This is a genomic window from Virgibacillus carmonensis, assembly GCF_057836705.1.
Map to the genome: position 1 here is coordinate 56,821 of NZ_JBYQFJ010000015.1, position 24,333 is coordinate 81,153.

Annotated in this window: 21 protein-coding genes; 9 read left to right on the plus strand and 12 right to left on the minus strand. The window is 37.5% G+C overall.

The features are described 5' to 3' along the window. Positions 1-87 precede the first annotated feature (87 nt). From AC3G7N_RS12870 to AC3G7N_RS12885, 4 genes are all read right to left on the minus strand, one after another. Entirely contained in the window at positions 88-1,284 is a 1,197-nt protein-coding gene (locus AC3G7N_RS12870) for an NAD(P)/FAD-dependent oxidoreductase (protein WP_489422564.1), read from the minus strand. Continuing rightward, positions 1,277-1,615, minus strand: a complete 339-nt coding sequence (locus AC3G7N_RS12875; protein ID WP_489422565.1) for a (2Fe-2S)-binding protein — start codon at positions 1,613-1,615, stop codon at positions 1,277-1,279. The genes AC3G7N_RS12870 and AC3G7N_RS12875 overlap by 8 nt, the downstream gene beginning before the upstream one ends. Further along, positions 1,612-1,884 (minus strand): (2Fe-2S)-binding protein, encoded by a 273-nt coding sequence (locus AC3G7N_RS12880; RefSeq protein ID WP_489422566.1) that lies wholly within the window; start codon positions 1,882-1,884, stop codon positions 1,612-1,614. The genes AC3G7N_RS12875 and AC3G7N_RS12880 overlap by 4 nt, the downstream gene beginning before the upstream one ends. 65 nt (positions 1,885-1,949) lie before the next feature. Further along, entirely contained in the window at positions 1,950-3,674 is a 1,725-nt protein-coding gene (locus AC3G7N_RS12885) for a sigma-54 interaction domain-containing protein (protein ID WP_489422567.1), read from the minus strand. A gap of 158 nt (positions 3,675-3,832) precedes the next feature. On the opposite strand from AC3G7N_RS12885, the gene AC3G7N_RS12890 reads away from it, so the two are divergent. The 7 genes from AC3G7N_RS12890 (at position 3,833) to rpoN (ending at position 12,358) form a co-directional block, all read left to right on the plus strand. Further along, a complete protein-coding gene (locus tag AC3G7N_RS12890) occupies positions 3,833-5,014 on the plus strand; it encodes an NAD(P)/FAD-dependent oxidoreductase (protein WP_489422568.1) in 1,182 nt (393 codons plus the stop codon). Beyond that, positions 5,015-6,052 carry a proline racemase family protein gene (locus AC3G7N_RS12895; RefSeq protein WP_489422569.1) on the plus strand — a complete coding sequence of 346 codons (1,038 nt, stop codon included), beginning with the start codon at positions 5,015-5,017 and terminating at the stop codon, positions 6,050-6,052. It abuts the gene before it with no gap. Beyond that, entirely contained in the window at positions 6,053-6,973 is a 921-nt protein-coding gene (locus AC3G7N_RS12900) for a proline racemase family protein (protein ID WP_489422570.1), read from the plus strand. It abuts the gene before it with no gap. 67 nt (positions 6,974-7,040) lie between these two features. After that, positions 7,041-8,450, plus strand: a complete 1,410-nt coding sequence (gene nhaC, locus AC3G7N_RS12905) for a Na+/H+ antiporter NhaC (protein ID WP_489422571.1) — start codon at positions 7,041-7,043, stop codon at positions 8,448-8,450. A gap of 56 nt (positions 8,451-8,506) precedes the next feature. Then, positions 8,507-9,400: a 4-hydroxy-tetrahydrodipicolinate synthase gene (dapA, locus tag AC3G7N_RS12910; protein ID WP_489422572.1), complete on the plus strand. Its 894-nt coding sequence runs from the start codon at positions 8,507-8,509 to the stop codon at positions 9,398-9,400. A 14-nt stretch (positions 9,401-9,414) separates the two neighbouring features. After that, on the plus strand, positions 9,415-10,899 hold the full coding sequence (locus tag AC3G7N_RS12915; protein WP_489422573.1) for an aldehyde dehydrogenase family protein: 1,485 nt from the start codon (positions 9,415-9,417) through the stop codon (positions 10,897-10,899). Positions 10,900-11,044: 145 nt separating this feature from the next. Beyond that, complete coding sequence (rpoN, locus tag AC3G7N_RS12920; protein ID WP_489422574.1) at positions 11,045-12,358, plus strand: RNA polymerase factor sigma-54; 1,314 nt, start codon at positions 11,045-11,047, stop codon at positions 12,356-12,358. 392 nt (positions 12,359-12,750) lie between these two features. Here the strand turns inward: rpoN and AC3G7N_RS12925 are convergent, their stop codons facing one another. From AC3G7N_RS12925 to AC3G7N_RS12935, 3 genes are read right to left on the minus strand one after another with little or no spacing between them, the layout of a single operon-like run. Further along, positions 12,751-14,103, minus strand: a complete 1,353-nt coding sequence (locus AC3G7N_RS12925; RefSeq protein WP_489422575.1) for a tripartite tricarboxylate transporter permease — start codon at positions 14,101-14,103, stop codon at positions 12,751-12,753. A gap of 2 nt (positions 14,104-14,105) precedes the next feature. Next, positions 14,106-14,378, minus strand: a complete 273-nt coding sequence (locus AC3G7N_RS12930; RefSeq protein WP_489422576.1) for a hypothetical protein — start codon at positions 14,376-14,378, stop codon at positions 14,106-14,108. 2 nt (positions 14,379-14,380) lie between these two features. Continuing rightward, a complete protein-coding gene (locus AC3G7N_RS12935) occupies positions 14,381-15,634 on the minus strand; it encodes a hydroxymethylglutaryl-CoA reductase, degradative (protein WP_489422577.1) in 1,254 nt (417 codons plus the stop codon). A gap of 157 nt (positions 15,635-15,791) precedes the next feature. Here AC3G7N_RS12935 and AC3G7N_RS12940 point away from each other — a divergent pair, with 157 nt between their 5' ends. Next, a complete protein-coding gene (locus tag AC3G7N_RS12940; protein WP_489422578.1) occupies positions 15,792-16,592 on the plus strand; it encodes an alpha/beta fold hydrolase in 801 nt (266 codons plus the stop codon). Positions 16,593-16,636: 44 nt separating this feature from the next. Here AC3G7N_RS12940 and AC3G7N_RS12945 read toward each other — a convergent pair whose 3' ends face one another. The 5 genes from AC3G7N_RS12945 to AC3G7N_RS12965 form a co-directional block, all read right to left on the minus strand. Then, complete coding sequence (locus AC3G7N_RS12945; protein ID WP_489422579.1) at positions 16,637-17,629, minus strand: LacI family DNA-binding transcriptional regulator; 993 nt, start codon at positions 17,627-17,629, stop codon at positions 16,637-16,639. Positions 17,630-17,694: 65 nt separating this feature from the next. Then, positions 17,695-18,480 carry an alpha/beta hydrolase gene (locus AC3G7N_RS12950; protein WP_489422580.1) on the minus strand — a complete coding sequence of 262 codons (786 nt, stop codon included), beginning with the start codon at positions 18,478-18,480 and terminating at the stop codon, positions 17,695-17,697. Positions 18,481-18,534: 54 nt separating this feature from the next. Further along, positions 18,535-19,356, minus strand: coding sequence for a carbohydrate ABC transporter permease (locus AC3G7N_RS12955; RefSeq protein WP_489422581.1), 822 nt, complete (start codon positions 19,354-19,356; stop codon positions 18,535-18,537). Positions 19,357-19,366: 10 nt separating this feature from the next. Then, a complete protein-coding gene (locus tag AC3G7N_RS12960; RefSeq protein ID WP_489422582.1) occupies positions 19,367-20,254 on the minus strand; it encodes a carbohydrate ABC transporter permease in 888 nt (295 codons plus the stop codon). A gap of 79 nt (positions 20,255-20,333) precedes the next feature. Further along, a complete protein-coding gene (locus tag AC3G7N_RS12965; RefSeq protein ID WP_489422583.1) occupies positions 20,334-21,650 on the minus strand; it encodes a sugar ABC transporter substrate-binding protein in 1,317 nt (438 codons plus the stop codon). A 515-nt stretch (positions 21,651-22,165) separates the two neighbouring features. Between AC3G7N_RS12965 and bglX the strand changes: the two genes are divergently transcribed. Continuing rightward, positions 22,166-24,331, plus strand: coding sequence for a beta-glucosidase BglX (bglX, locus tag AC3G7N_RS12970; RefSeq protein ID WP_489422584.1), 2,166 nt, complete (start codon positions 22,166-22,168; stop codon positions 24,329-24,331). Positions 24,332-24,333: the final 2 nt, after the last annotated feature.

Consider the following 24,333-nt stretch of genomic DNA (forward strand, 5'->3'; position numbering starts at 1 on the left):
GATTACTTTCCGATTCCTTTTCTGGTTCTCGCATATGCTTTAACTGTACTGAGACCTATATATTGACCTTTGTATTGGATGTGGATCTTAAGTATTTTCCCATTGCTCTTGCATTGCCCTTTTTCCTTTTTTTACATCAGGATGAAATTGAATATATGCACTATCCCTTGTTTGTTCTACAGCACGGATGGAATCTTGAATATCACTATCCAGCCCACTAATTCCAGACTTTGAAGCAATTGTTAAACCAGCTGTCCGCCCTTGTGCAGCAGCGACTTTCGCCCCTTCAATACCAGTTATATTGCCTGCAACATATAATCCATCTAAGGTAGTTTCCATCCGTTCATTATGTAATGGTATATATCCACCTAATTCTTCGACTAAATAGAATGGGCACCCGGCAACTGATGCTAATTCAGCCAATGGATAAAGGCTACCAGCAATACAGACAAAGTCTGCGGAAATATTCTCTTCGCTACCAGGGACCACATCTCCATTCGGATTAATTGTGGCTATTGTTACTCCTTCTACTTGATTTTCGCCGTAGATTTCGATTACTGCTTTTCTAAGCTGGATCGGTATATTCCACATTTTCACTCCATTTTTTGGGTAAAAGGTAACTCCTAACTTTTTCATAAAATCGTTTTTCATTAATTTGCTTCCCAACTTAACGAATTGAGAAGGAGCCATGTGTGATACATGGAGAAGTGAATCCAGCACCTTCTTTGGATGTGCAGAATCATGAGTAATTTGGTTTAATTTAGGTAACGTAAGACAGGCAACCTCGACTCCAGCTAACTGCAATTCCATCGCAATAGCTGATGAGAGAACATTTACTCCGATAATAACTCCTCGTTCCCCAGGTTTAACTCGATGGACATTTGTCATTACTTGCGCAGCACCGACAGACATCACCCCTGGCAAGGTCCAGCCAGGAACAGGTACGGGAGATTCCGCGGCACCAGTGGCTAATAACAGATTGGTAGTATGAAATGTTTCTTTTTCCGTGTAAATCATCCATAACTCTTCCGTTTTTTCTATATTGGATACAGGTGTGTTCAAATGGAATTGCACGCCAAGGTCAATGGCTTGTTGATGTAGTCGATTTGACTCGTTAATTCCGTTCCACCAAGTTCCATCAGGTTGTTCATAAAGCTGTCCTAATAACCTTCCGCCTGCAATCATATACTCATCAATTACTAACACATTTATACCGTTTTCTGCACAAGTGACAGCTGCTGTTAAACCCGCCGGGCCAGCACCGATAATGATAACTCTATTCATTTTCTGGCCACCAGTCCTTCACAGATGTAGGTAATTGATGCCCACTTTCTACTGTCATACCGTCTTTTATTGGTGTTAAACATGCTCGGATACCTTGCTTTCCATCTATGGTTACTCTGCATTCATAACAATGCCCGATATTGCAATAGATCCCTCTCGGTGATCCGCTTTCTTCATGGTACCTGAGGGTTCTGATACCGTTAGCTAAAAGTGCAGCCGCTATTGGTTCATTCTCTAAACCCTCATAAACCTTGTTATTGAATGTAAATGAAACATATTTATTATCTTCTCGTCTTCCAAGTATAGGATGGTCTAAGATTCGTTGACTCATTTGTCGTCCCCTCCTAAATTTGCAAAACTGATTGGACGTATTGGAGGTTGGTATTTTAAAGATACGCTCGTATTATTTTGGTTTTGCAAAGGTGTAGAAGTAATTTTTTCTACCATACTGCGACAGGATCTTCCGCCACAGTAACCCATTCCAGCTCTAGTTCGGAGTTTTAATTCCCTTGCTGTGCAATGGTATTTTGATGCCGTTTCGACTAACTCTTGATAAGTAACTTCTTCACATCTACAGATAATCATGTCAGTTTCCTTCATTTGATTCACCCTAACTTTGTTGTCTTATCGTTATGACATGCAAGAATGAAGCCAATATTAATAATTTAAATTTTAATTCCTAATTTATTCATCCGATTGTAAAGGGTGGCTCTCGTTACTTGAAGGTTTTTGGCACATGATAATTTATTGCCATTTTCGCTTTCCAGTTCTTTTGTAATTATTTCTTTTTCAAATTCCTGCAGTCGTTCATTTAAGGATCGTCCGTCATTCTCATGATATATTGGTGGATGTAAAGTTTTCTTTCCATTAGGTAGCTCCATTCCATCGATTTCAAATGGTAAATCCTCAATTTTTATTTCTCCATCTTCAGAGAAAACAACTAATCGCTCCACAACGTTTTTTAACTCTCTAATGTTTCCAGGCCAATGGTGTTGGAGTAGTGCTTGCATTACTGTCTGTGAGATTCCGTGAATTGGTCGTTTATATTTAATGGAGACTTCATAAAGGAAGTAATGGGTTAATTCGATTATATCTTCTGGACGTTTCCGTAATGGAGGTATTTCCAGGCTAACTACATTTAATCGGTAATATAGGTCTTCTCTAAATTTGCCATCTTTTATAAGTTCCTTTAGATCACGGTTTGTTGCGGCTACAACTCTAAAATCAACTTCTATTTCTTTTGTACCTCCAACAGGATAAAACTTTCTTTCCTGTAATAACCGAAGTATTTTTACTTGCATCTCCAACGGCATTTCCCCAATTTCGTCCAAAAACAATGTGCCACCTTTAGCTAGCTCTACCTTCCCCTGTTTCCCTTTTTGATTGGCACCGGAAAATGCTCCTCTTTCATATCCAAAGATTTCGCTTTCGAAAAGTGCAGAAGGTATTGCTCCACAATTTATGGCAACAAATGGTGCATTTTGACCTTCACGAATGTTGTGTACCGCTTTTGCAAACAGTTCTTTTCCTACTCCGCTTTCGCCATGAATCAGTATGTTTGTTTCTGTCGTTGCAGCTTTTTTTGTCATATTAATCGTTCGTTTTAATGTTGAACTGTTTCCTCTAATAGGTTTAAAAGGATCGTCTGTAGGCATTAACTTATTTACTTCTTTCTCTAAGTGAAATACTTTTTCTGTCGCACTGTATAATTCATTATTTAATCTAATCTGACTAGTAATGTCTGTTTCTGACACAACTGCACCAATAATTTGTTTGTTTAAATACACTGGGCTCGAATTTATCAGTACAACTAGATCTTCTCTTGCTTTATGTTGACTGTGGTGAAGAGAAGTTCCGTCTTTTAAGGTTTTTAACAACGCTAGGTTGTCTGTATTAAAAAAGTTAGTAATTGGTTTCCCGATTATTTCAGGTTTTGGGACTGAAAATATTTTCTCAGCGCCTGCTGTCCAAATTAAAACGTTCTCATTAGAATCAATTACGGTACAGGATGCATCTATCGTGTTAAGTATTGTTTGAAAATAGGCTTGCATTTCCTGATAAGTGTTTAGTAGTTGTTTCGAGAAATCCATAGCATTTATATAGCCGATACATTTACCTTTATCATGAACTAATAAAGTATCATATTCTTCAAAGAAATAACTAACATCCGCAAGTGTTGTATTCACAGAGACTTCTTTACATGGAAAGTTTGTAATTTGCCGCGTATTATCGGAACTTTCTACTGCGTAAATCTGACCATTTTTATTAAGAAAAACCTTCTTAGCAGACTCTGATTTTATAATTGAGTGTAACTCTTTCTTTTCGGTTTCGTATAGCAAGATAAAATCGTCGTTTATAAATTCTTTAATTCCTAATTGAAAAAGTTCCACTAAATCACCTTCCGAAGTGTATAAAATATTTTACAGTATTTAAATTAATTTTACACACTTTACTCGCAGATGCAATCTATTCTTAGAATAATCATTAAATTTGTCTTGGCATGGAAATTGCAACTATTATTATTGCACGGGAAGAGAGGAGGGATTTTGTGAAAGGTGCATTACACCGGGATGTTGTTGTTATTGGTGGGGGTATTATTGGCGCGGCAATTGCTTACTATAGTTCCAAGGCAGGGTTGGACATTACTGTGCTCGAAAAAAATGAGTTAGCTAGTGGTACTTCGTCCAAATGTGATGGGAACATTTTGGCGATTGATAAAGATCCTGGTTTCGATAGTCAGATGTCACTAAAAAGTCAACAGCTTGTTCATCAACTAAGTAAAGAGCTTGAAATACCATTTGAGTATCGAAATCCAGGTAGTATCTTAGTTTGTGAAAGTGATACTGAAATGGAAGCTGCTCAAAAATGGGTTTACCAGCAGCAAAATGCAGGACTTGAATTTAAAATGTTGGATCGCCAGGATTTACGTAATGAATCCAACTATTTTGCGGATGATCTCTTTGGGGGACTGGAATGTAAAACAGATTCTACAGTAAATCCATATATGTTAACGTATTCCATGTTTTACAGTGCCAAACAACTTGGTGCAAAAGTACATACCAATACGGAAGTGAAAAATCTTTTTAAAAATCATGCAAACCAATTTGTAATAGAAACGAATAATGGAACATTTACAGCTAACAAAGTTGTGAATGCATGTGGTGTATGGTCCCCCGTTATTGGAGAGATGTTAGATGTTAACATTCCAATAAAACCGAGAAAAGGTCAGCTAATTGTTGCATCAAGACAACAGCCTGTTGGATTAAGAAAAGTAATGGAATTTGGCTATCTTATTTCAAAGTTTGGTGGGGAACGAAATGTAGATGCCTTGACTGAAAAATATGGTGTTGCCTTAGTGTTTGAGCCTACTGAAAGTCAAAACTTCCTGATTGGCAGTAGTAGAGAATTCGCCGGGTTTGATACAAAGGTAAACCATGAAGTTACCAAGTATATCGCAAAAAGGGCCTTGCGTTTTTACCCTAAGATGGCTGATATGACGGTTATTCGAACATACGCAGGGTTGCGTCCTTGGACAGAAGATCATTTGCCAATCATCTCGCGTGTTGACGAAGTTCCGGGTTTTTACGTAGCAGCAGGACACGAGGGAGATGGAATAAGTCTAGCTGCTGTGACCGGTAAGGTAATGGAAGAAATGATTTCTGACAAAGAAACATGTATTCCAATTGAACCACTTCGTTATGATCGTTTTAAAGAGAGGGTGATCAGTTAAATGAATTTCCAACGGCTATTTTCAACAATTGATACACATACAGGAGGAAATCCAACGAGAACAGTAATAAGCGGACTCCCTCCTTTAAAAGGAAATACCATGTCTGAAAAAATGCTTTATATGCAAGAGCATTATGATTGGATACGTAAATTTTTAATGAATGAACCTAGAGGACACGATGTAATGTCCGGAGCGTTACTGGTTGAACCCTGTCATCCCGATGCGGATGTAGGTGTGATCTATATTGAGACCGGTGGTTACTTACCAATGTGTGGACATGATACGATTGGCTGCTGCACGGCCCTTGTTGAAGCGGGATTAATTGAGGTAGTTGAGCCATATACCAATGTGAAAATGGATACTCCAGCTGGTTTAATACACGTTAAAGTAAAAGTCACTAACGGGAAAGCAAAGGAAGTTACTTTTTCAAACGTACCTTCATTCCTACTGAAGACTATCGTTGTTGATGTAGACGGAATTGGTAAAGTGGAATGTGATATTGCCTACGGTGGTAATTTTTACGGAATAATTGACGCTGAAAAGCTAGGTATAGAGCTGCGTACAGACAATGCTTCGGACATAATTGAAAAGGCCATTACAATTCGTAACACAATTAATGAATCGGAAGATATTGTGCATCCGGAACATCCATTTATTAATGGGCTGACACATATTGAGTTTTATACAGATCCTGTTCACCCGGAAGCGGATGTTAAAAATACAGTTGTGGTTCCTCCAGGTGGAATTGATCGTTCACCGTGTGGAACAGGTACTTCGGCGAAACTAGCTACTTTGTTTGATAAAAATGAAATTGAAATCGATGAATTATTTGTTCATGAAAGTATCGTCGGTTCGATGTTTAAAGCTAGAGTGCTAGAAACAACAAAAGTGAATCAGTATGATGCAGTAATTTCAGAGGTTACAGGGTCTGCTTGGATGATGGGTATGCATCGCTTTTTCTATAATGAAAAAGATCCACTGAGGGAAGGGTTTCTGCTTATTCCACCTATGGAAAACCACTCAAAAGAAGGTGTTTAAATGAATTTCGAAAGGATGTTTACGACGATAGATACCCATGTTGCTGGTGAGGCATTCAGGATTGTAGTTCAATCATCAATTAATCTGGAAGAACAGAACGTTAAATCGAATCATGATCTATTGCAGAGCACCTATCAGGATGAGAAAACATTTCTACTAAACGAACCAAGAGGTCATCGAAGGATGCATGGGTGTGTAGTAATTCCATCGAAAACAGCTGATTTTGGCTTATTATTTTTTAATCATGATAGTGAGCTTCAGTTTAAATATGGCGGGTTGGTTACTTCAGTTACTGCTTTATTAGAAACAGGCAATATGGTAAAGAGAACAAATGATAGTTATCAGATAGAAACAGTTAACGGAATCTACGCTGTAAGAGCAGCCTTTGACAATCAAGAGGTTACATCCATCTATTTTGAAAGCAATGAATGCCGGACTGTTGAAGAAAAATCGGATTACCAGTTGATAGAAGTTGATGGATCTCGAAGTTACCTAATCTTTACGTTACCAGATACAATACCTGGCATTGATTCTGAACATTTGTCTTCTATTAAAAAATGGGGGAAAGACACTGCAGAAAAACAAACGAAAGATAATGTTATCTTTGATGGCATTATTATTTCGGAACCCCAGGATAATCTAGCAAATGAGGTTCGTTCCGTCACTTTTGAAAAAGATGGAAGCATCTTGGGCTCACCCGGAATGGATAGTACATTTGCGCTGTTTAAGGCATTACTGGATACAACAACTCAATATGATCAATTTACGAATCGAAGTATTTTTAACAGTTTACTTACAGCTAAGTTGATACCTGAAACAAACCATCGTTTTTCGGTTGAGACACAGGGCTTTACAACCGGGATCCATCAATTTATCTATGATCAGGAAGACCCATTAAAAAATGGATTTTTACTAAAATAATACAACTAATGAAAACGCTTTCTGTAATGATTAGGCAATATTATTTAATAAAAGAGGAGAGTGAATGATGAGTGAAGATAAGAGATTACCAACAATGGGAGAAGTATTATTTGTATTAATTAGTTTTGTGCTAATTATGTTCTTTTTTGTAGTACAGTTCGGTATTCCTATTCAACTGGCATTGCTAACTACTTGGTTTATGATCATGTTAGTGGGACTTAAAATTGGCTACACCTATATGGAAATGCAAAAGGGAATTTTGAAAGGGATTACGGATGGGCTGGAAGCAGTACTAATATTAATTGCTGTCGGGGCATTGATTGGCACTTGGATTGCTGGAGGCATTGTCCCCAGTATCATTTATTATGGACTGTCAATTATTAATCCGAACATCTTTTTATTAGCTGCTTTTATCATTTGTGCAGTTACTTCTGTAGCTACAGGAACGTCTTTTGGATCAGCAGGTACGGCTGGAATTGCGATGATGGGAATTGGAATAAGTTTCGGATTTCCAGTTGCATTAGTTGCGGGAGCAGTTATTTCTGGTTGTTATGTTGGCGATAAACTTTCACCTTTATCAGATACAACTGTAATGACTGCATCTTTATCAAAGGTTAATTTAATTGATCACATAAAATCTATGCTTTATGTCAGTACGCCGGCTTTTTTAATAGCAGGACTGTTATTTCTTATTACAGGTTTCTTCTTTCATGACAGTAGTGGCAGTTTAAGTGAAGCCGAAGCAACGATGACTTCATTAAACGGTTTCTTTAATATTGGTTGGTATATGGTAATTCCAGCTGTTGTTGTAATTATCTTGCTGGCAATGAAGAAACCATCCATACCTGTGATTTTATTTGGTGCATTACTAGGTTCAGTTTGGGCATTTTTATTTCAAAATGTACCTCTCTTAGATGCAGTTAATAGCCTATATTCGGGTAATTCAATAGCTTCAGGTGTTGCTTTTATTGACAATTTACTAAACCGTGGTGGCATTGTTTTTATGCTTGATGTAATCGTGTTAATACTGTTTGCTCTTGGTGTTGGTGGTTTAATGGAACAAACAGGAATTCTACGGGTGATTTGTCTCAAGATGCTTGCATGGGCCGATAATGCAGGAAAGACTACCCTATCTACTATAATTTCCGGGTTCTTTGGTAACTTTTTTGGGGGAGCAGCATATGTTTCCATCATTACAGCAAGTAAAATTACAGAAGAAAACTATGATCGCTTAAACATTGATCGTCGAGTCCTCTCCAGAAATACAGAAGCTGGCGGAACAGTAACCACGCCAATGGTACCGTGGTCAGATGGCGGTGTATTTATGGCTGCAACACTTGGAGTATCAACATTTGCTTACCTACCGTTTCTATGGTTTAACTTTTTGGTTGTAGCTATATCCATCCTTTATGGATTTACCAATAAATTTATTTGGTATACAAAGCCAAGCGGTAAAGATGAAGAAAAGGCTAGTTAATTTCAGAATAATTTAAAGTGAAAAAATAATAATGATAAATCAAGGAGGATACTAAAATGAAACAATTAGAAGGAACTTTTCCGGTACTTATTACACCTATGAATGAAAATGGAGAAATCAATTGGGATGGACTAAAACAGAATATCGAACATTTTATCAATGAAAATGTTGCAGGGATTGTTGTTAACGGAAGTACAGGTGAATTTGTAAGTTTGACAAAAGAAGAACGTTATCAAGTAACTGAGGTAGCAGTTGAGCAGGTAAATGGGAGAATCCCTCTTGTTGTTGGTACTGCTGCTGAAACTACAGAAGATGCGATTGCCTTTACCAAACAGGCAGAGGATGCTGGAGCTGATGCTGCCTTGTTGATTAACTCGTATTACGCACATCCAAAAGACGAAGAAATTTATGAGCATTTTAAAGCGGCAGCGGAATCTGTAACGTTTCCGGTAATGATTTATAATAATCCATTTACCTCAGGTGTAGATATTGGTACAGAGACGATTTTAAAAGTTGCACGGGATGTTGAGAATATTACTCATATTAAAGAATCAAGTGGGGATATCACCAAGGTCCGTGATATTTCTAGACAAGGCAAAGGTTACGTTAAAACGTTTTGTGGTTCAGATGATATAGCGCTTGAGTCGTTTTTAGTAGGTGCAACCGGCTGGATTTCTGTGGCGGGTAATATTGCACCAAAACTTGTTACAGACTTATACAATTGTGTAAAAGAAAACGATAGTGAAAAAGCTTGGGAACTATATGATAGAATACTTCCGCTTTGTAACTTTATCGAAGGATCAGGTAAGTTTGTTCAGATTGTGAAGCGAGTAATGGATATACAAGGTTTGGCAGGTGGACCATCACGAAAACCTAGACTTCCACTAACAAAAGAAGAAGATACACAGCTACAGGAAATTTTAAATAACCTGTTTGCTTTAGAAAAATAAGAGGAGGCATACTATTGATTACTTCAAAAATTGAATGGAAACCAAAGGTAAAAGCATTTTTAGAAGAAAAAAAAGAATTGTATATAAATGGTGATTTTGTCCCTTCAGTTAACGGGGAGAAATTCGAAGTCTATAATCCTGCTACAGAGGAAATTCTTGCTGAAGTCAGTTCGGCCCATGAAGAAGATATTGATAAAGCAGTCAAAGCAGCAAGGAATGCATTTGAAGAAGGGGAATGGCCAAAGTTAAGTGCAGCGGAACGTTCGCATCTTATTTATAAACTGGCTGATCTAATCGACCAAAATAGAGAAGAGCTTGCACAACTGGAAGCCTTAGATAATGGGAAGCCATATTCCGTTGCCTTAGAGGATGATATTGATGGTACTGCAGAACACTTTCGTTATTATGCGGGTTGGGCTACAAAAGTACTTGGGCAAACGGTACCGATTTCCCCAGATTACTTAAATTACACAGTACATGAACCTGTTGGTGTAGTTGGCCAAATTATTCCTTGGAACTTCCCTTTGTCCATGGCATCCTGGAAGCTTGGAGCGGCGCTTGCTACTGGTTGTACAATCGTATTGAAACCAGCAGAGCAAACACCTCTTTCTTTGCTTTATGCAGCAAAGCTATTTAAGGAAGCAGGTTTTCCTGATGGGGTTGTTAACTTTGTTCCAGGATTTGGAGATACGGCTGGGGCGGCAATCGTTGACCATGATAGCATCGATAAACTAGCTTTTACTGGTTCGACAGTGGTAGGTAAATCTATTATGCGAAAAGCGGCTGAAAGAGTGAAGCATGTAACCCTTGAACTTGGAGGGAAATCACCTAATATTATTCTAGAAGATGCTGACATTGAGAAAGCGATCGAGGGTGCATTTGATGGAATTATGTATAACCATGGTCAAAATTGCAGCGCGGGTTCACGTGTTTATGTTCACCGCAAACATTACGATAGGGTTGTAGAAGCATTAGTGATTCGCGCAAACAATGTAAAGCTTGGAAACGGAATGGATCCAGATACTGACATGGGGCCACTCGTTTCAAAGAAACAATATGATAGGGTTTATGGATATATTGAAAAAGGAATAGAAGAAGGTGCAAAACTAGTAGCAGGGGGAGAAAGACCATTTGATAAAGGGTATTTTATTACCCCAACTGTGTTTGCTGATGTAGAAGATAATATGACTATTGCCCGTGAAGAAATATTTGGCCCAGTTGTTACTGTATTCCCGTTTGACACAACAGAAGAAGTTATTAGACGGGCGAATGATAGTTTGTATGGCTTAGCCGCAGCAGTCTGGACGGAAAATATAAAGACGGGTCATAAAGTAGCACATCGTTTAAAAGCTGGAACGGTGTGGATTAATGATTATAACGTAGAAAATCCTGCAGCTGCATTTGGAGGTTATAAACAATCTGGAATTGGACGTGAGATGGGAAGCTATGCATTAGATAATTATACAGAAGTGAAAAGTATTTGGGTTAATTTACAATGAAATAGGAACGGCTGTCCTTCGTCAGGGCAGCTGTTTTTATTTATTTACTAAATAGTTTAATTATTCCCTCGATAAATTCATAGAATCATATTATACTATATTGTAAGCGGATACATATTTTTTGGAGTTCGTAGGGGGAAATATAATGGAACTTAAACTTCAACAGCGACAAACGCTTAACCTCGTGATGACTACGGAGTTAAGACAAGCAATAGCTTTATTACAGTATTCGACGTACGAATTATATCAGTTTATACAAGAACAACAATTGGAAAACCCATTAATAGAATTAGAAAATAAAGACGATCATTCTTCATACAAGGGGAAGAGCACTAAGGGGATAAAAGTGGATCCTTCGTCGCGGGTAGATCCTGTTGATTTTATAGCAAGTAATGAAAAATGCATACGCAGTCATTTAATGGAACAAACACAGTGGTTGGATATTGAAGAGTATGAGCGAAATATTATCCATTATTTAATTCACAATTTAGATGAGAACGGATATTTAACTTTGAGTGAATTAGAAATATCATCGTTTTTAAAGGTTGAAAAGGAAAAAGTTAGTAGGGGAATCGAGTTACTTCAGCAACTGGAACCAATTGGAGTAGGAGCCAGAAATCTAAAGGAATGTTTATTGTTACAAATAAGACATTATAATCCAGAAGAAGAGGCAGCAGAACGGATCATTATGGATCATTTAGATTCACTTGCAAATAAGAAATGGCATGGTATTGCAAAGACTTTAGAGATAACTTTAGAAAAAGTAAAGATGGCTTATGACTGTATTCAATCTCTCAACCCAAAACCTTGCCCGCTTTCTACTGAGTTTACTGAATATCTAAATCCAGATGTGATTGTAGAAAATATGGAAGGTAAGTTTGTCGTCTATTTGAATGATGGTTATTTACCGGAAGTCCGTTTTAATAATCAATACTCTGAGCAATTAAATAATAAAAGCGGCCTAGATACGTATGTACATGATAAATTCAAAAGCTATCAATGGTTGATAAACAGTATCGAACAGCGGCGACAAACAATATTGAAAGTTACGCAAGCTATTTTACAAAAACAGCAAGGATTCTTTTTAAATGGTTTTTCAGAACTTAAACCACTCACGTTGAAGGAAATTGCTGAAGAGATTAATATGCATGAGTCTACAGTAAGTCGTGCGACGATGAATAAAGTGATCCAAACACCAAATGGATCGTTTGAATTTCGTATATTTTTTACGTCAAAGTTAGGCACCCAAGATGGCAATTCTATGTCACAGACTAAAGTAAAACTACTGTTGGAGGATATTGTGAAAGAAGAAAATAAATATAAACCTTTTTCAGATCAGAAAATCGCTGATTATTTTAAAACGAAAAAAGGCATAACCATTTCACGCAGAACCGTGGCGAAATACCGTGAAGAATTAAAAATTTCGTCTTCTAGTAAACGTAAAGAGGTTAAATTATAAGTAGTAATTCAATACTTGTATTCAAGAATAAAATAAAGGAATCGGATTCAAACCTAAGTAGTTCAATTTTGGGGTACAAAAACGAAATTTGTACCCTTAAATGAACTTGTAATCGAATTTATATGTTAAATAGCAAGGAGGTCTACTGTTGATGGTGAGGAAATTCACTCCCTTTCCGCGGATGAACGGTCAGGCCTCCTCATTCGTGCCTCGGTGGCCGCTGAAAAAGTAGTGGATTTTAAAAATTCAACTGTTCACCTTAACTTAGCATCTCGAATATACGGAGGAGTGTCGCAAATCCCCTCACCATCAACGCCGCGTTTACCTTTCATTCCAACTTCTTAATTCAAACCCGATTCCTTTTCTGATTTCTTTCCGAGTACTAGTGACGACTAAAAAATACTTACCATAATCCATGGGGCAGCATAGAGAGTCATAAATTGTACGCCATAATTAATTCCCCATCGGTGAAAGATTCCTGCTACTAAGCTAACTAGGAAAACTCCAGCAACGTTAATCCACCCTGCGTCCATATATGCCAGCATCAATACTAGTCCAAAAAAGAGGCCTAACATTGCTTCATGTGGTATCCATTTAAAAACGAATGCACAAATTTGCTGTGAATATTTTATTGTAATAAAGAAGGTTATTCCAAGGGCTACTACTGCTCCGATGATTGTCGCTAAGACGAATTCGGACATGGAAAGCAAGTGGTGCATATTGTGCTCTAATGTGTAAACGGGCGGTGCATTGAACAGAGCATTTGCTGGGCCAATTGCCATTGGTGATAAAGGGATTCCTAAAGCAATTAACGGAATTAATGTACCTGAAATATAAGCGGCATTTGTTAGGGCATCCATACTAGAAATGGCACGACATGCTTTTTTTATTGGATCTTTTATTCTACTTGATAAAGTTTCGCCAAGGAATATGGTCATTCCAACAGGACTCATAAAGAAAGTGATAGACCCTATTAATGATGCAAAAGCACTTGTTCCTACTTCTTTTTTATCAAGTATCTTGAAAGGATTCGGAAACCCTTTTATATTTGTCGATTTATTAATCGTAATTGTTTTTTTACCAAACCGTTCCATCTTGTCTCGTTTATCCTTATTTAATAGTTCAAATAACGTTAATATGACAGGACCAATTGTAATGCCCAGAAAGAACGATACAAATACAGTTTTATCATCTGGAATAGCGTCAATTCCCCAATACAGATGCCTAAGTGCCTGAATTAATATAGCAAAAGGAAGAATTGATGCTAAAGCTAACCATTTATTTTTACACATTAAGGCTAGGAATATTGCACCTATGAAAAAGATCGGTTCCGCGTATTTTATAATAACATCAGCTAAAGGTACCAATATATTTGCAAGTATTAAACTAACCGGAACAGAGACTAATGTTCCAATTACAGAACCAGAAGCCATCTTTCGTATGCTAAGATCTGGTACGCCGAGTTTTTTTAAGGTAATGCCGTGTTCTACCATCGGTGCAGCCATCACACCACCTGGAATTCCTGCAACAGCAACAGGTATAGAATCTGTTAACTTTTTGGCAACGATTGCAGATATGAAAAAAGATAGGATGACAATTGCGGGTACTCCAGTTAAAACTAATACAAGGGTTACAGGAGCCAAAACTGCAGTCTCATCTGTACCAGGGGCAACACCAATTAGTGTGTAGACTACTGCACCCAGAACAGATCCTACTATCATTTCAAGGATTAAAACGATATCCATTATTATTCATCCTCCTCTTCAATATAATTAAAAGTTCTTTTAGGCTTAATAATTATGCTGCAAATGATGAAACCTATAATTGCCCCAACAAGTCCAAAAAATAATGGTTTTGGTGGTTCATTTGGAGCAAGTAGGTAACCCCCTAATGTTGTTACGGTACAAATAACCAATGACAGGACCAAATCCTTAATATTCACGACATCTTCCCAAACTGCAACATTCGTCTTTGGATCTGTTTGATCATCGATAGAATTGTGTTCCGCTTGATCACGCATGACTAATTCCTCCTTCCTGAATTTAATAGTTCAATCGCTCTATCAATCCTGACGTTATCTTCTTCGATGAGTTGCTTTGCTATTTTGTCTATCTCTGTCCCTTTTGCTCCAGCCATATGGGCAATGTTTTTTGCGTGAAGTTTCATATGACCTTTTTGTACTCCTTCTGTTGCTAATGCTTTAAGGGCAGTTAAGTTTTGTGCTAAACCTACTGAGGCTATAATTTGAACAAGGTCATTAGCTGTTTTGATATTCATCATGTTTAAGTTGCTTTTAGCCTTAGGATGAATGGATGTAGCACCACCAATGATTCCTACGACTAGTGGTAGTTCCAATGTACCTGTTAAATCACCTTCCTGATTTCTTTCCCAAGTTGTAAGTGATGTATACTGTCCTGACCTTGCAGCATAAGCGTGCGCACCTGCTTCAACTGCTCGTGTATCGTTACCAGTTGCCAATACGACCGCGCTGATTCCATTCATGATGCCTTTATTGTGTGTCGCGGCACGATAAGGATCTACAGTTGCAAAACGGTATGCGCTGATAATCCCATCAATTGTTTCATCAGATAAATCCTCCTTTTTTATGGTGCAACGTGCTCTGGCAAGACGTTTGTCCGCAAGATTTGATAGAATCCTAAGGTATGCTTTTCCACCTGTTTTGTCTTCCAGGATAGGAGCAATCTTTTCGGCCATTGAGTTAACAGCATTAGCACCCATCGCATCCAATGTATTAACAAGTAGATGGACGACTATCATACTCATATTCTCGAACACTCTGACTTCGATACCCTCAGGTCCACCACCAAGGTTCACTAGTGTTGGGTCCTGTAAAGCAGCCGTTTCTAAAATTTCCTGCTCGTGTTCATGAATCTTCATTTTTGCACCAAACACATCTTCAATTCCGGTTAACTGAATTTGGGAAAATAGTCTGGATCCAGTAGTGGTAACAGTGAAACCGCCTGATGGTCGTGTAAGCTTAGCCCCGTTACTGGCAGCAGCTATAACGGAGGATTCTTCTATTGCCATGGGAACCAAAACATCTTTGTTGTTAACGATAAAATTCATTGCTACACCAAGTGGAATTTCCATGACACCAATCGTGTTTTCGATTAATAAATCAGCAATCTCCTGACCTAATGAACCAAAGTTGTTGTATAAATTTGCTTCTTCCTCTGATAAACTTGTCTCATTTTTAACCTTGTCTAACCGTTCTTGTACAGACTGCTGATAGAACTTTGAGATTTGAGAATTCATGAGATCCCTCCTTGTGAACTTGGCCCTTTACTTAATTATAATATTATTTAAAAAGCGAATTTATGAAAAGAGGTGTATGGTACTTCATTAATTGGTAAGGACCTTAATCTTGTGATATAGTTTGAGTATTCAAATAATTTAAAAGGGAGAGATATTAATGTCACACGTTGAGATTGATTCACAAACAAAGCTTTATTACGAAGATAAAGGGGAAGGTCAGACTGTTATTTTCGTTCATGGAGTTATGATGAGCAGCAAATTTTTTCATAAACAGGTTCCTTATTTTAGTGAGAAATATCGCACCGTAACAGTAGACCTTCGTGGACATGGTCAGTCGTCAAAAGTGGAGTTTGGTCATACGTTAGCCCAGTATGCCAAGGATTTGAAGCACTTTATTGAAAAACTTAAGTTGAAGGATGTCATTTTGGTCGGCTGGTCAATGGGAGCGTTCGTACTATGGGATTATGTGAATCAGTTTGGGACGGATAATGTAAAAGCGTTAACTATCGTAGATCAATCTCCTTCAGACTATATATGGCCAGATTGGGAATTTGGGGCATTTGATTTTGAGGCAATTAAAGGGGTTATGCAGGCAATACAGGAGGATCAACATGGTTTCAATAGTGAATTCATTCATGGCATGTTTAAGGAAAAACCAGATCCAAAAGAACATGAATGGATTTTAGCCGAAATGAATAAGCTACCAGCATCCATTGAAAGTACGATTGTATTTAATCAAACTGCGGTTGATTATCGTGAATCGATTTCGAATGTCGATGTACCAACATTAATCTGTTTTGGAACTGTTGGATTTTTTTCAATAGAAGCAGGAGAGTATATTCAAAAACGAATTCCAGGTTCAAAACTGGTGGCTTTTGAAAATAGCAGTCACTTGTTGTTTTTAGAGGAAACGGAGAAGTTTAATCGGGAATTGGATGCGTTTTTTGTTGGTTTGTGAAAAAAACAGCTCACGCTAATGCGTGAGCTGTAACTTTATTTAGACTATTTCCTTATTTTTACGGATTCTCTCTCAACCAATTCCGTAGATAATTTATAATGATGATCGACGCTATCTCCTGCCAGTAATTGAAAAATTAAATGGACAGATAAGGCACCGGCTTCGTATTTAGGTTGTTTTATTGTTGTTAAGGATGGTGAGACATACTCAGATAATTGAATATCGTCAAAGCCTATGACGGAAATATCGTTGGGGACATCGATACCACTATCTTTAAAGACCCGCAGTCCACCAATAGCCATTTCGTCATTTGCATAAAATATACCTTGAGGTAGATCACGTTGTGCAATCAACATTTTAGTTGCTCTGTATCCACCTTCCCGCGTAAAGTCGCCTGAAAGTTTCCATCTAGGTTGAAAAGTAATGCCATAATCATTAAGAGCATCCATATAACCTTGAAACCTTTGATTATTGTCATGAGAATTATGGGGGCCACTTATAAATGCAATTTGGTTATGACCATTTTTTATTAAATGTTCCGTTGCAAGGTATCCACCGTGTACGTTATCAACCTCCACATGGTATACAAATTGGCTTTTTAGCTTCCGGTCTAAAACAACAAGTGGGAAGCCCTCTCTTGCTGATTCCAATGTAATTTCATCGCTAATGTTATGTGCAAGGATAATGGCACCGTCTACTCGTTTTTCTCTTAAGAACTTTACTGCAGTTGATTGGGGTCCACCTATTGAACTGCATGCTATTAAATCATAACCATTTGAAGTTGTCACATCCTGGACACCTTGAATTAGTTCAGAATAGAAAGGACCGGATAAATCACTCAAAATTAACGCTATCGTATTGGTTTTTGTTCTTTTTAAATCGGATGCAAAACCATTTTTCATGTAGTTTAATGTTTTTGCAGCATCTTCAACTTTTTTCTTTGTGGTCAAACTAATCTTAGTGCTGTTGTTCAATGCGTATGAAGCAGTGGAAATTGCCACCCCAGCAAGCTTTGCCACATCTTTGATTGTTGCCATATTTAATTGCCTCCATGGTTCCGGAACTTTCAATTTATAATACCACAAGAAATATGGTGTTACATTTATTTTTTATTTATAGGTAACCACCGTAATACATCCTGTATTCTCTGATCCCAGTATTCCCAATTATGATAACCTGGACCAAAATTAGTTGTTAGGTCTAACTCTGTCTTCTTACATTTATTAAAAAAGCGTATATTATGTTCATATAAAAAGTCTTCAGTTCCACATGCTTGATAGACCATCGGCTTGGTGTCAGTTGAATTAACCAATTGTTCCACTTTCCACATTAGATCGTTGGAAGTATGTGTGATATCATCCTCTCCAAAAACAAGGGACAATGATCTATTTTTAGACCCTTGCTCTTTACGGATTCTGTCCAAGTGAAACACCATGTCAGTCACTCCTGATAGGCTTGCGATTGCTGAAAATTGGTTGGGATGATTAAGGCCCCACTTTAATGCCCCGAATCCTCCCATTGAATTTCCTGCTAAAAAATTATCTTCTCTCTTATCAGATAAGGGGAATAAAGATCTGGCAACAAAAGGTAATTCTTCTGTAAGAAACGTCCAATAACTATTTCCGTACTTCATATCTGTGTAGTAACTATTATCGACAGAGGGTATGATGATGGCAATTTCAAGATCTGAAACATAACGCTCTAGAGACGTATTTCTCGTCCATACTGAATGATTATCACTAAATCCATGAAGAAGATATAAAGTTGGGTACTTCCTATCTAAAAATATCTTATTCTCTTCTGCAAATGATCTTTGTGGTAAAATCACAGTCATGGAGACACTTTTTGATAGAACATCTGAAAATAGTTCACATTGAATAAGCGCCATTTCTCACACTCCATATTTATTAATAATTTAATTAAATCCTTTAATATGACAGAATTATTTGATGCCAGAGACATTAAATCCTTCAACAATATATTTCTGGAATATGATAAACATAATAATTATTGGGAGGACCATGATTGCTGAGCCCGCCATTTGTAGTCCATAGTTGGTAACATTTTGATCTTGTAAAAGTGCCAATCCGACGGATAACGTATAAAGTGATTGATCATTAGCAACGATCAAAGGCCATAAAAAGCTATTCCAAGAGCCAATAAAAGTTAAAATGACTTGCACCGCTAGAATTGGCTTAGACAGTGGTAAAATCAATTTGAAAAAGATGTAAAATTCACCAGCACCATCCAGTCGTGCTGCTTCAATCAAATCGTCAGGTATCGTTACCATAAACTGTCGAATTAGAAAAATATTGAATGCAGCAATTAGCCCAGGAAATATAATCCCTGCCATCGTGTTTGTCAAATTCATTTCATTAAGAATTAAGTATGTCGGAATCATTGTCACTTGACCAGGGAGCATCATAGTCATTAAAACAATAATAAACCACGTTTCCTTGCCTCGGAACTGAAATTTGCCGAATCCGTAACCAGCCATTGTGTTGAACATTAGTCCAAACATAGAGAAAAAGACAATAATCAGCGTGTTAATCAAGTAAACATCAAAGTTAAGGTTTTGAAAGAGTTCAATATAATGTTGAAAAGTTGGGTTATTCGGAATCAATGTTGGCGGTATACTTAATACTTCTCTATCTGTTTTAAATGAGCTAAGAATCATCCAAATAAACGGCAGTGAGACTAGCATACCACCAACAAAAAGTATAAAGGTTATAATTGTTTTCTCAAAATTATTCTGTAATTGCATAGCAGTCACCTCACATAGTTTGGTCTGTTTTCTTAAATTTAAATTGAACAAGAGTAGCAATAATAACAATTGCAAAAAGTATGAACGATGCAGCAGCACCATAGCCGAATTCACTATATTGAAAACCTTCCTGATAAATGAACAAGGCAATAGAATTTGTACCGTTCAGCGGGCCCCCGTTCGTCATGACAAACGGCTCCTCGAAAAATTGTAACCAACCAATTAAAGTCGTAACTGTAACAAAAAAGGTTGCAAAGCTCATAGAAGGAATAGTAATTTTAGTCAACTTTTGCCATCTGTTGGCTCCGTCAATATCTGCTGCCTCATAGTACATTCTTGGAATTGATTGCAATGCTGCTAGGAAGATAAGCATACTTACTCCATTACTTTTCCAAACCGCCATCAAAATAAGAGAAAGTTTTGCTATAAACGGGTCTTCTAGCCATGGCACTGCATCCACATCAATTAAAGAGAGTATATAATTAAATAAACCATATTCCTGATTGTACAAAAAACCCCATACCACAGCAATCGCAACTATATTAGTTACGGATGGCATGTAGTAAATAACCCGAAAAGTAGAAGACAACCAACTACTAACAAAGGTTAATAACAATGCAATCAAGAATGAACTTGCAACTGCAAGGGGTACACCAATGATGACATAAAAAAACGTATTCCCAATTGATTTCAGAAAAACTTTATCCTGGAAAAGTTCCACATAATTATCCAGCCCAATAAAGCTAATTTGTGACCAGTTGGCTAACCCAGTCAAATTCATGTCCGTAAAACTGATACCAAGCGCCACAATAATCGGTAAAAAAGAAAAAACAATTAGTAATAGTACAGCTGGTCCTATAAAAAAGAACGGCGTTATCTTGGTTTTAAATTTGTTCATCAAAGCCCTCCCATAACCATATAAAATAAAGGAGGGTGCAAGCGTAATAATGCGTGCACCCTCACTTGTTTAATCATTGTTATTCTGATAGAATGCTTGTCACCTTGTCACGATAATTCGTTAATGCTGGATCTATTTCCGCATCACCACGAATAATTTGTTGTAATGTATTCAATAATTCCTGCGCCATTCTTTCATATTCTGGAATGAGTGGTACCGCCCTAGTTGACTCTAATTGCTTTCCAAATGTGGCAACCATTGGATCATCAGTCAATGCAGGATTTTCCCAAGAGTTCACATTGGCAGGTAGTTCACCATTTGCTTCAAACCAAGCAACTTGTGTTTCTGGTTTAGCCATCCAGTTGATAAAATCGAGTGCTTGATCAACTTTATCCGAGTTGTTGAAGACAGCTAAGTGTGATCCGCCGATCATCGAATTATTATTTTCAGCTTTAGGCATTACTCGTACATTCCACTTGCCATCTAATTCTGGCGCTCCGTCCTTAATTGTTTGGATAGTCCAAGGTCCACTGAAAAACATCGGTTTCGAACCATCACTAAATGCTTGGGTGAGTTCTTTTCCTGCTTCTAACTGAGTTAGTTCTTCTTCAAAAAAGAGACTATATAGTTCTACTGCGTCTTTAAAAGCTTGGCCTTCAAAATTGGCTGCCCCTTCACCAATTTTATAATCCCAACCCTGTTCCCAAGCGAGCATAAATGGGAACTGTGGATCAGTTTGTGGTATATCAATAGCATATTGATCCTCTCCGCGTGCTGCAAGCTGTCTCGAAGCATCCACTAAATCTTCCCATGTATCCGGACCGTCAGGATAACCTACATCAGCTAACAAGTCTGTCCGATAAAAAAGCACACGCGTGTCCACGTACCAAGGTATACCAATTGTTTGGTCATTATACTGAGTAGTCTCTATCGCGCTTTCGAAAAAGTTATCTGGATTAAAGTTTTCGTAATCAGCAATATACTCTGTTAAGTCGAGAAAAGTACCAGCTTCTGCGAATTCTGCAACCCATGTGGTACCAATTTGCAATACGTCTGGACCATCTCCAGATGCGACAGCTGTTAATAACTTATCATGTGCATTTTCCCACGGAATCGCTTGAACCTCGACAGTCACCCCACTTTCAGTTTCATATTCTTTCACAAACTCCTCAAGTGCCGGTGTCATTGTCCATACCTTTAATGTGTCCTCTGAATCAGCCTCATCTGATGAACAAGCACCGAGAACAAGCAAAAGACCAACCATCATCGCAGCCAAAAATCCTGTTTTTTTCATCATCATCATTGCATCTACACCCCTTTGTTTATTATTAGATTCTAAAAAAACGATAACCTTTACTGCCTGAATTGAAAAGAACTGATTAATATGGCGGAACATGGTGGAACAAAAATAACATCATATTTCCATTGCAATCAGTTAAAACTTTAAGGCGAAACGTTTCACCTTTTTATTATATTCAATTTTGTATGCGTTTTCAATACTATTTTTAAATTTTTAGAAAAATATTGGAAACTATACTTGTGAAAGATTTAAAATTTTATTATTTTGTTATAAATAGGTTAAAAGATATAGCATTAGATGGCGCTTTATTGCGCTTAAACTTTGGGGTCAGAATCATTCTGGTTACCTTTTCGTATAAGAAGTTTATGGGGCTATTCATTCATGTAAACAAATATGGCAAATAGAGAGTAACGCCTACAAATGAAATTTTCTCTTCTTTTTCATTGAAACGTTTCTATAAATAGATTATATTAGTTGTGAAACCGATTGCAATAACTAATTTTATTAGGGTTATATAATTTTCATTATTGGAACAAGCACGGACTGACATTCAGTTGAGAAAGAAAATTTCTGTTACTGAATTATTTTTATTTTATTTTGGAGGAATGAAAATGGATAAGAACTTTCTTGGAAACTTAGTAAAACAAATGACAATTGATGAAAAAATCGCTCAGCTCATGCAATTAGCTACACCTTTTTTCAAAGGAGCTTCAAAACAAGGACAGATAACGGGACCAATGAAAGAAATGGGAATTACAGATAATATGATACATAATACTGGTTCTGTGTTGGGTGCATCTGGTGCAAAAGAAATTAGCACGATACAAGAACAACATCTAAAGGAAAACAGATTAGGTATCCCGTTGCTGTTTATGTCGGATGTTGTTCACGGATATAAAACCATTTTTCCTGTTCCGTTAGCTATAGGATGCTCCTGGGATTTGGATTTAGCTAAAAGAAGTGCGGAAATCGCTGCTAAAGAAGCAGCGGTTTCTGGTATTCACGTTACCTTTGCCCCAATGGTTGATCTGGTACGTGACCCTCGCTGGGGAAGGGTAATGGAGTCTACAGGAGAAGATTCTTATTTAAATAGTGAATTTGGCAAGGCACAAGTACAGGGTTTTCAAGGTGCGAATTTAACAAATGATTATGACCGGGTGGCTTCTTGTGTCAAACATTTTGCGGCATATGGTGCTCCAGAGGGCGGGCGTGACTATAACACGGTGAATATGTCTGAACGTCAAATAAGGGAATCATATTTACCAGCATATAAGGCTGCACTTGATGCCGGTAGTGAAATGGTTATGACCGCATTTAATACAGTAGATGGGATTCCTGCAACTGGGAATAAGCAATTAATGCGTGATTTACTCCGTGATGAATGGAACTTTGACGGGGTTATTATCTCTGATTGGGGTGCTGTTAAAGAATTAATACCACATGGGGTTGCTGAAGATGAATCAGAAGCAGCACGTAAAGCTATAAATGCTGGTGTGGATATTGAAATGATGACCACATGTTATGTGAGAAACTTGAAAAAGTTGGTTGAAAATGGTGATGTAGATGAATCAATAATCAACGAATCTGTCCTTCGTATCTTACAATTAAAGCAAAAGCTAGGCTTATTTGAAAACCCGTATCGTGGTGCAAATGAAAAACGTGAAAAAGAAATTGTTATGTGTGAATCCCATAGACAAACGGCACGTGAATTGGCAGCAAAGTCCTGTGTATTGTTGAAAAATGAAGATGTTTTACCCCTTCAAGCAATACAAAAAGTCGCGTTAATCGGACCATTTGCTGAAAATAACGATATTCTTGGTCCATGGTCATGGTTAGGTTCAAAAAATGATGCTGTAACAATGTATGAAGGTATGAAAACGAAAATAGGTACATCACAACTAACTATTGCTAAAGGTTGTGATATAGAATCAGGGACAGAAGATGACCTAGTGGAAGCGCTAGAAGTTGCAAAACAATGCGATATTATCGTATTAGCACTTGGCGAAGACTCAGAAATGAGCGGAGAAGCAGGATCTCGGTCAACTATCAAATTACCAGAGGCACAGCTTCATTTAATAGAAAAAATAAACCAATTAGACAAACCAACGATTGCTGTCCTATTTAATGGTCGTCCTCTTGATTTGCATGGTGTTTTTGATAAAACAGATGCTGTATTAGAAGCTTGGTATCCTGGAACGGAGGGTGGAGTTGCAATTGCGGACTTGTTATATGGAGACGTGAATCCATCTGGCAAACTAACGATGTCATTTCCTTATTCAGTTGGTCAAGTTCCAGTTTACTATAATAACTTCAATACTGGCCGTCCGAAAGGTGCTCCTGATGCACAGAAAAGATTCGTCTCCCAATATTTAGATTGTCCAAACGAGGCTCTATTTCCATTTGGTTATGGTTTAAGCTATACGGCATTTACGTTTAATGACCTGAGACTTTCTTCAGAAACAATGACAGATGAGCAAGCAATTACTGTATCTGTAAACGTCACAAATACTGGTGATGTTGCGGGAGAAGAAGTCGTACAGCTTTTTGTTCAAGATGTAGTAGGGGAAGTTGTACGTCCATTGAAAGAATTGAAAGGCTTCCAAAGGATTTCATTAAATCCAGGAGATACAAAAGAAGTATCATTCACCTTAACAGAGGAACAGCTACGTTACCATCATGCAGATCTTCAATATAAAAGTGATAATGGTAAATTCATTGTTTACGTTGGAAATAGCAGTACGAATGTAACAGCTCTGCCTTTCAAATTAAATAACTAATA

Bases quoted from the DNA above. Each gene is read 5' to 3' on its own strand.
- AC3G7N_RS12870 (WP_489422564.1), bottom strand. From the start codon at position 1,284: ATGAATAGAGTTATCATTATCGGTGCTGGCCCGGCGGGTTTAACAGCA.
- AC3G7N_RS12875 (WP_489422565.1), bottom strand. From the start codon at position 1,615: ATGAGTCAACGAATCTTAGACCATCCTATACTTGGAAGACGAGAAGAT.
- AC3G7N_RS12880 (WP_489422566.1), bottom strand. From the start codon at position 1,884: ATGAAGGAAACTGACATGATTATCTGTAGATGTGAAGAAGTTACTTAT.
- AC3G7N_RS12895 (WP_489422569.1), top strand. From the start codon at position 5,015: ATGAATTTCCAACGGCTATTTTCAACAATTGATACACATACAGGAGGA.
- AC3G7N_RS12900 (WP_489422570.1), top strand. From the start codon at position 6,053: ATGAATTTCGAAAGGATGTTTACGACGATAGATACCCATGTTGCTGGT.
- nhaC (WP_489422571.1), top strand. From the start codon at position 7,041: ATGAGTGAAGATAAGAGATTACCAACAATGGGAGAAGTATTATTTGTA.
- dapA (WP_489422572.1), top strand. From the start codon at position 8,507: ATGAAACAATTAGAAGGAACTTTTCCGGTACTTATTACACCTATGAAT.
- rpoN (WP_489422574.1), top strand. From the start codon at position 11,045: ATGGAACTTAAACTTCAACAGCGACAAACGCTTAACCTCGTGATGACT.
- AC3G7N_RS12925 (WP_489422575.1), bottom strand. From the start codon at position 14,103: ATGGATATCGTTTTAATCCTTGAAATGATAGTAGGATCTGTTCTGGGT.
- AC3G7N_RS12930 (WP_489422576.1), bottom strand. From the start codon at position 14,378: ATGCGTGATCAAGCGGAACACAATTCTATCGATGATCAAACAGATCCA.
- AC3G7N_RS12935 (WP_489422577.1), bottom strand. From the start codon at position 15,634: ATGAATTCTCAAATCTCAAAGTTCTATCAGCAGTCTGTACAAGAACGG.
- AC3G7N_RS12940 (WP_489422578.1), top strand. From the start codon at position 15,792: ATGTCACACGTTGAGATTGATTCACAAACAAAGCTTTATTACGAAGAT.
- AC3G7N_RS12945 (WP_489422579.1), bottom strand. From the start codon at position 17,629: ATGGCAACAATCAAAGATGTGGCAAAGCTTGCTGGGGTGGCAATTTCC.
- AC3G7N_RS12950 (WP_489422580.1), bottom strand. From the start codon at position 18,480: ATGGCGCTTATTCAATGTGAACTATTTTCAGATGTTCTATCAAAAAGT.
- AC3G7N_RS12955 (WP_489422581.1), bottom strand. From the start codon at position 19,356: ATGCAATTACAGAATAATTTTGAGAAAACAATTATAACCTTTATACTT.
- AC3G7N_RS12960 (WP_489422582.1), bottom strand. From the start codon at position 20,254: ATGAACAAATTTAAAACCAAGATAACGCCGTTCTTTTTTATAGGACCA.
- AC3G7N_RS12965 (WP_489422583.1), bottom strand. From the start codon at position 21,650: ATGTTCCGCCATATTAATCAGTTCTTTTCAATTCAGGCAGTAAAGGTT.
- bglX (WP_489422584.1), top strand. From the start codon at position 22,166: ATGGATAAGAACTTTCTTGGAAACTTAGTAAAACAAATGACAATTGAT.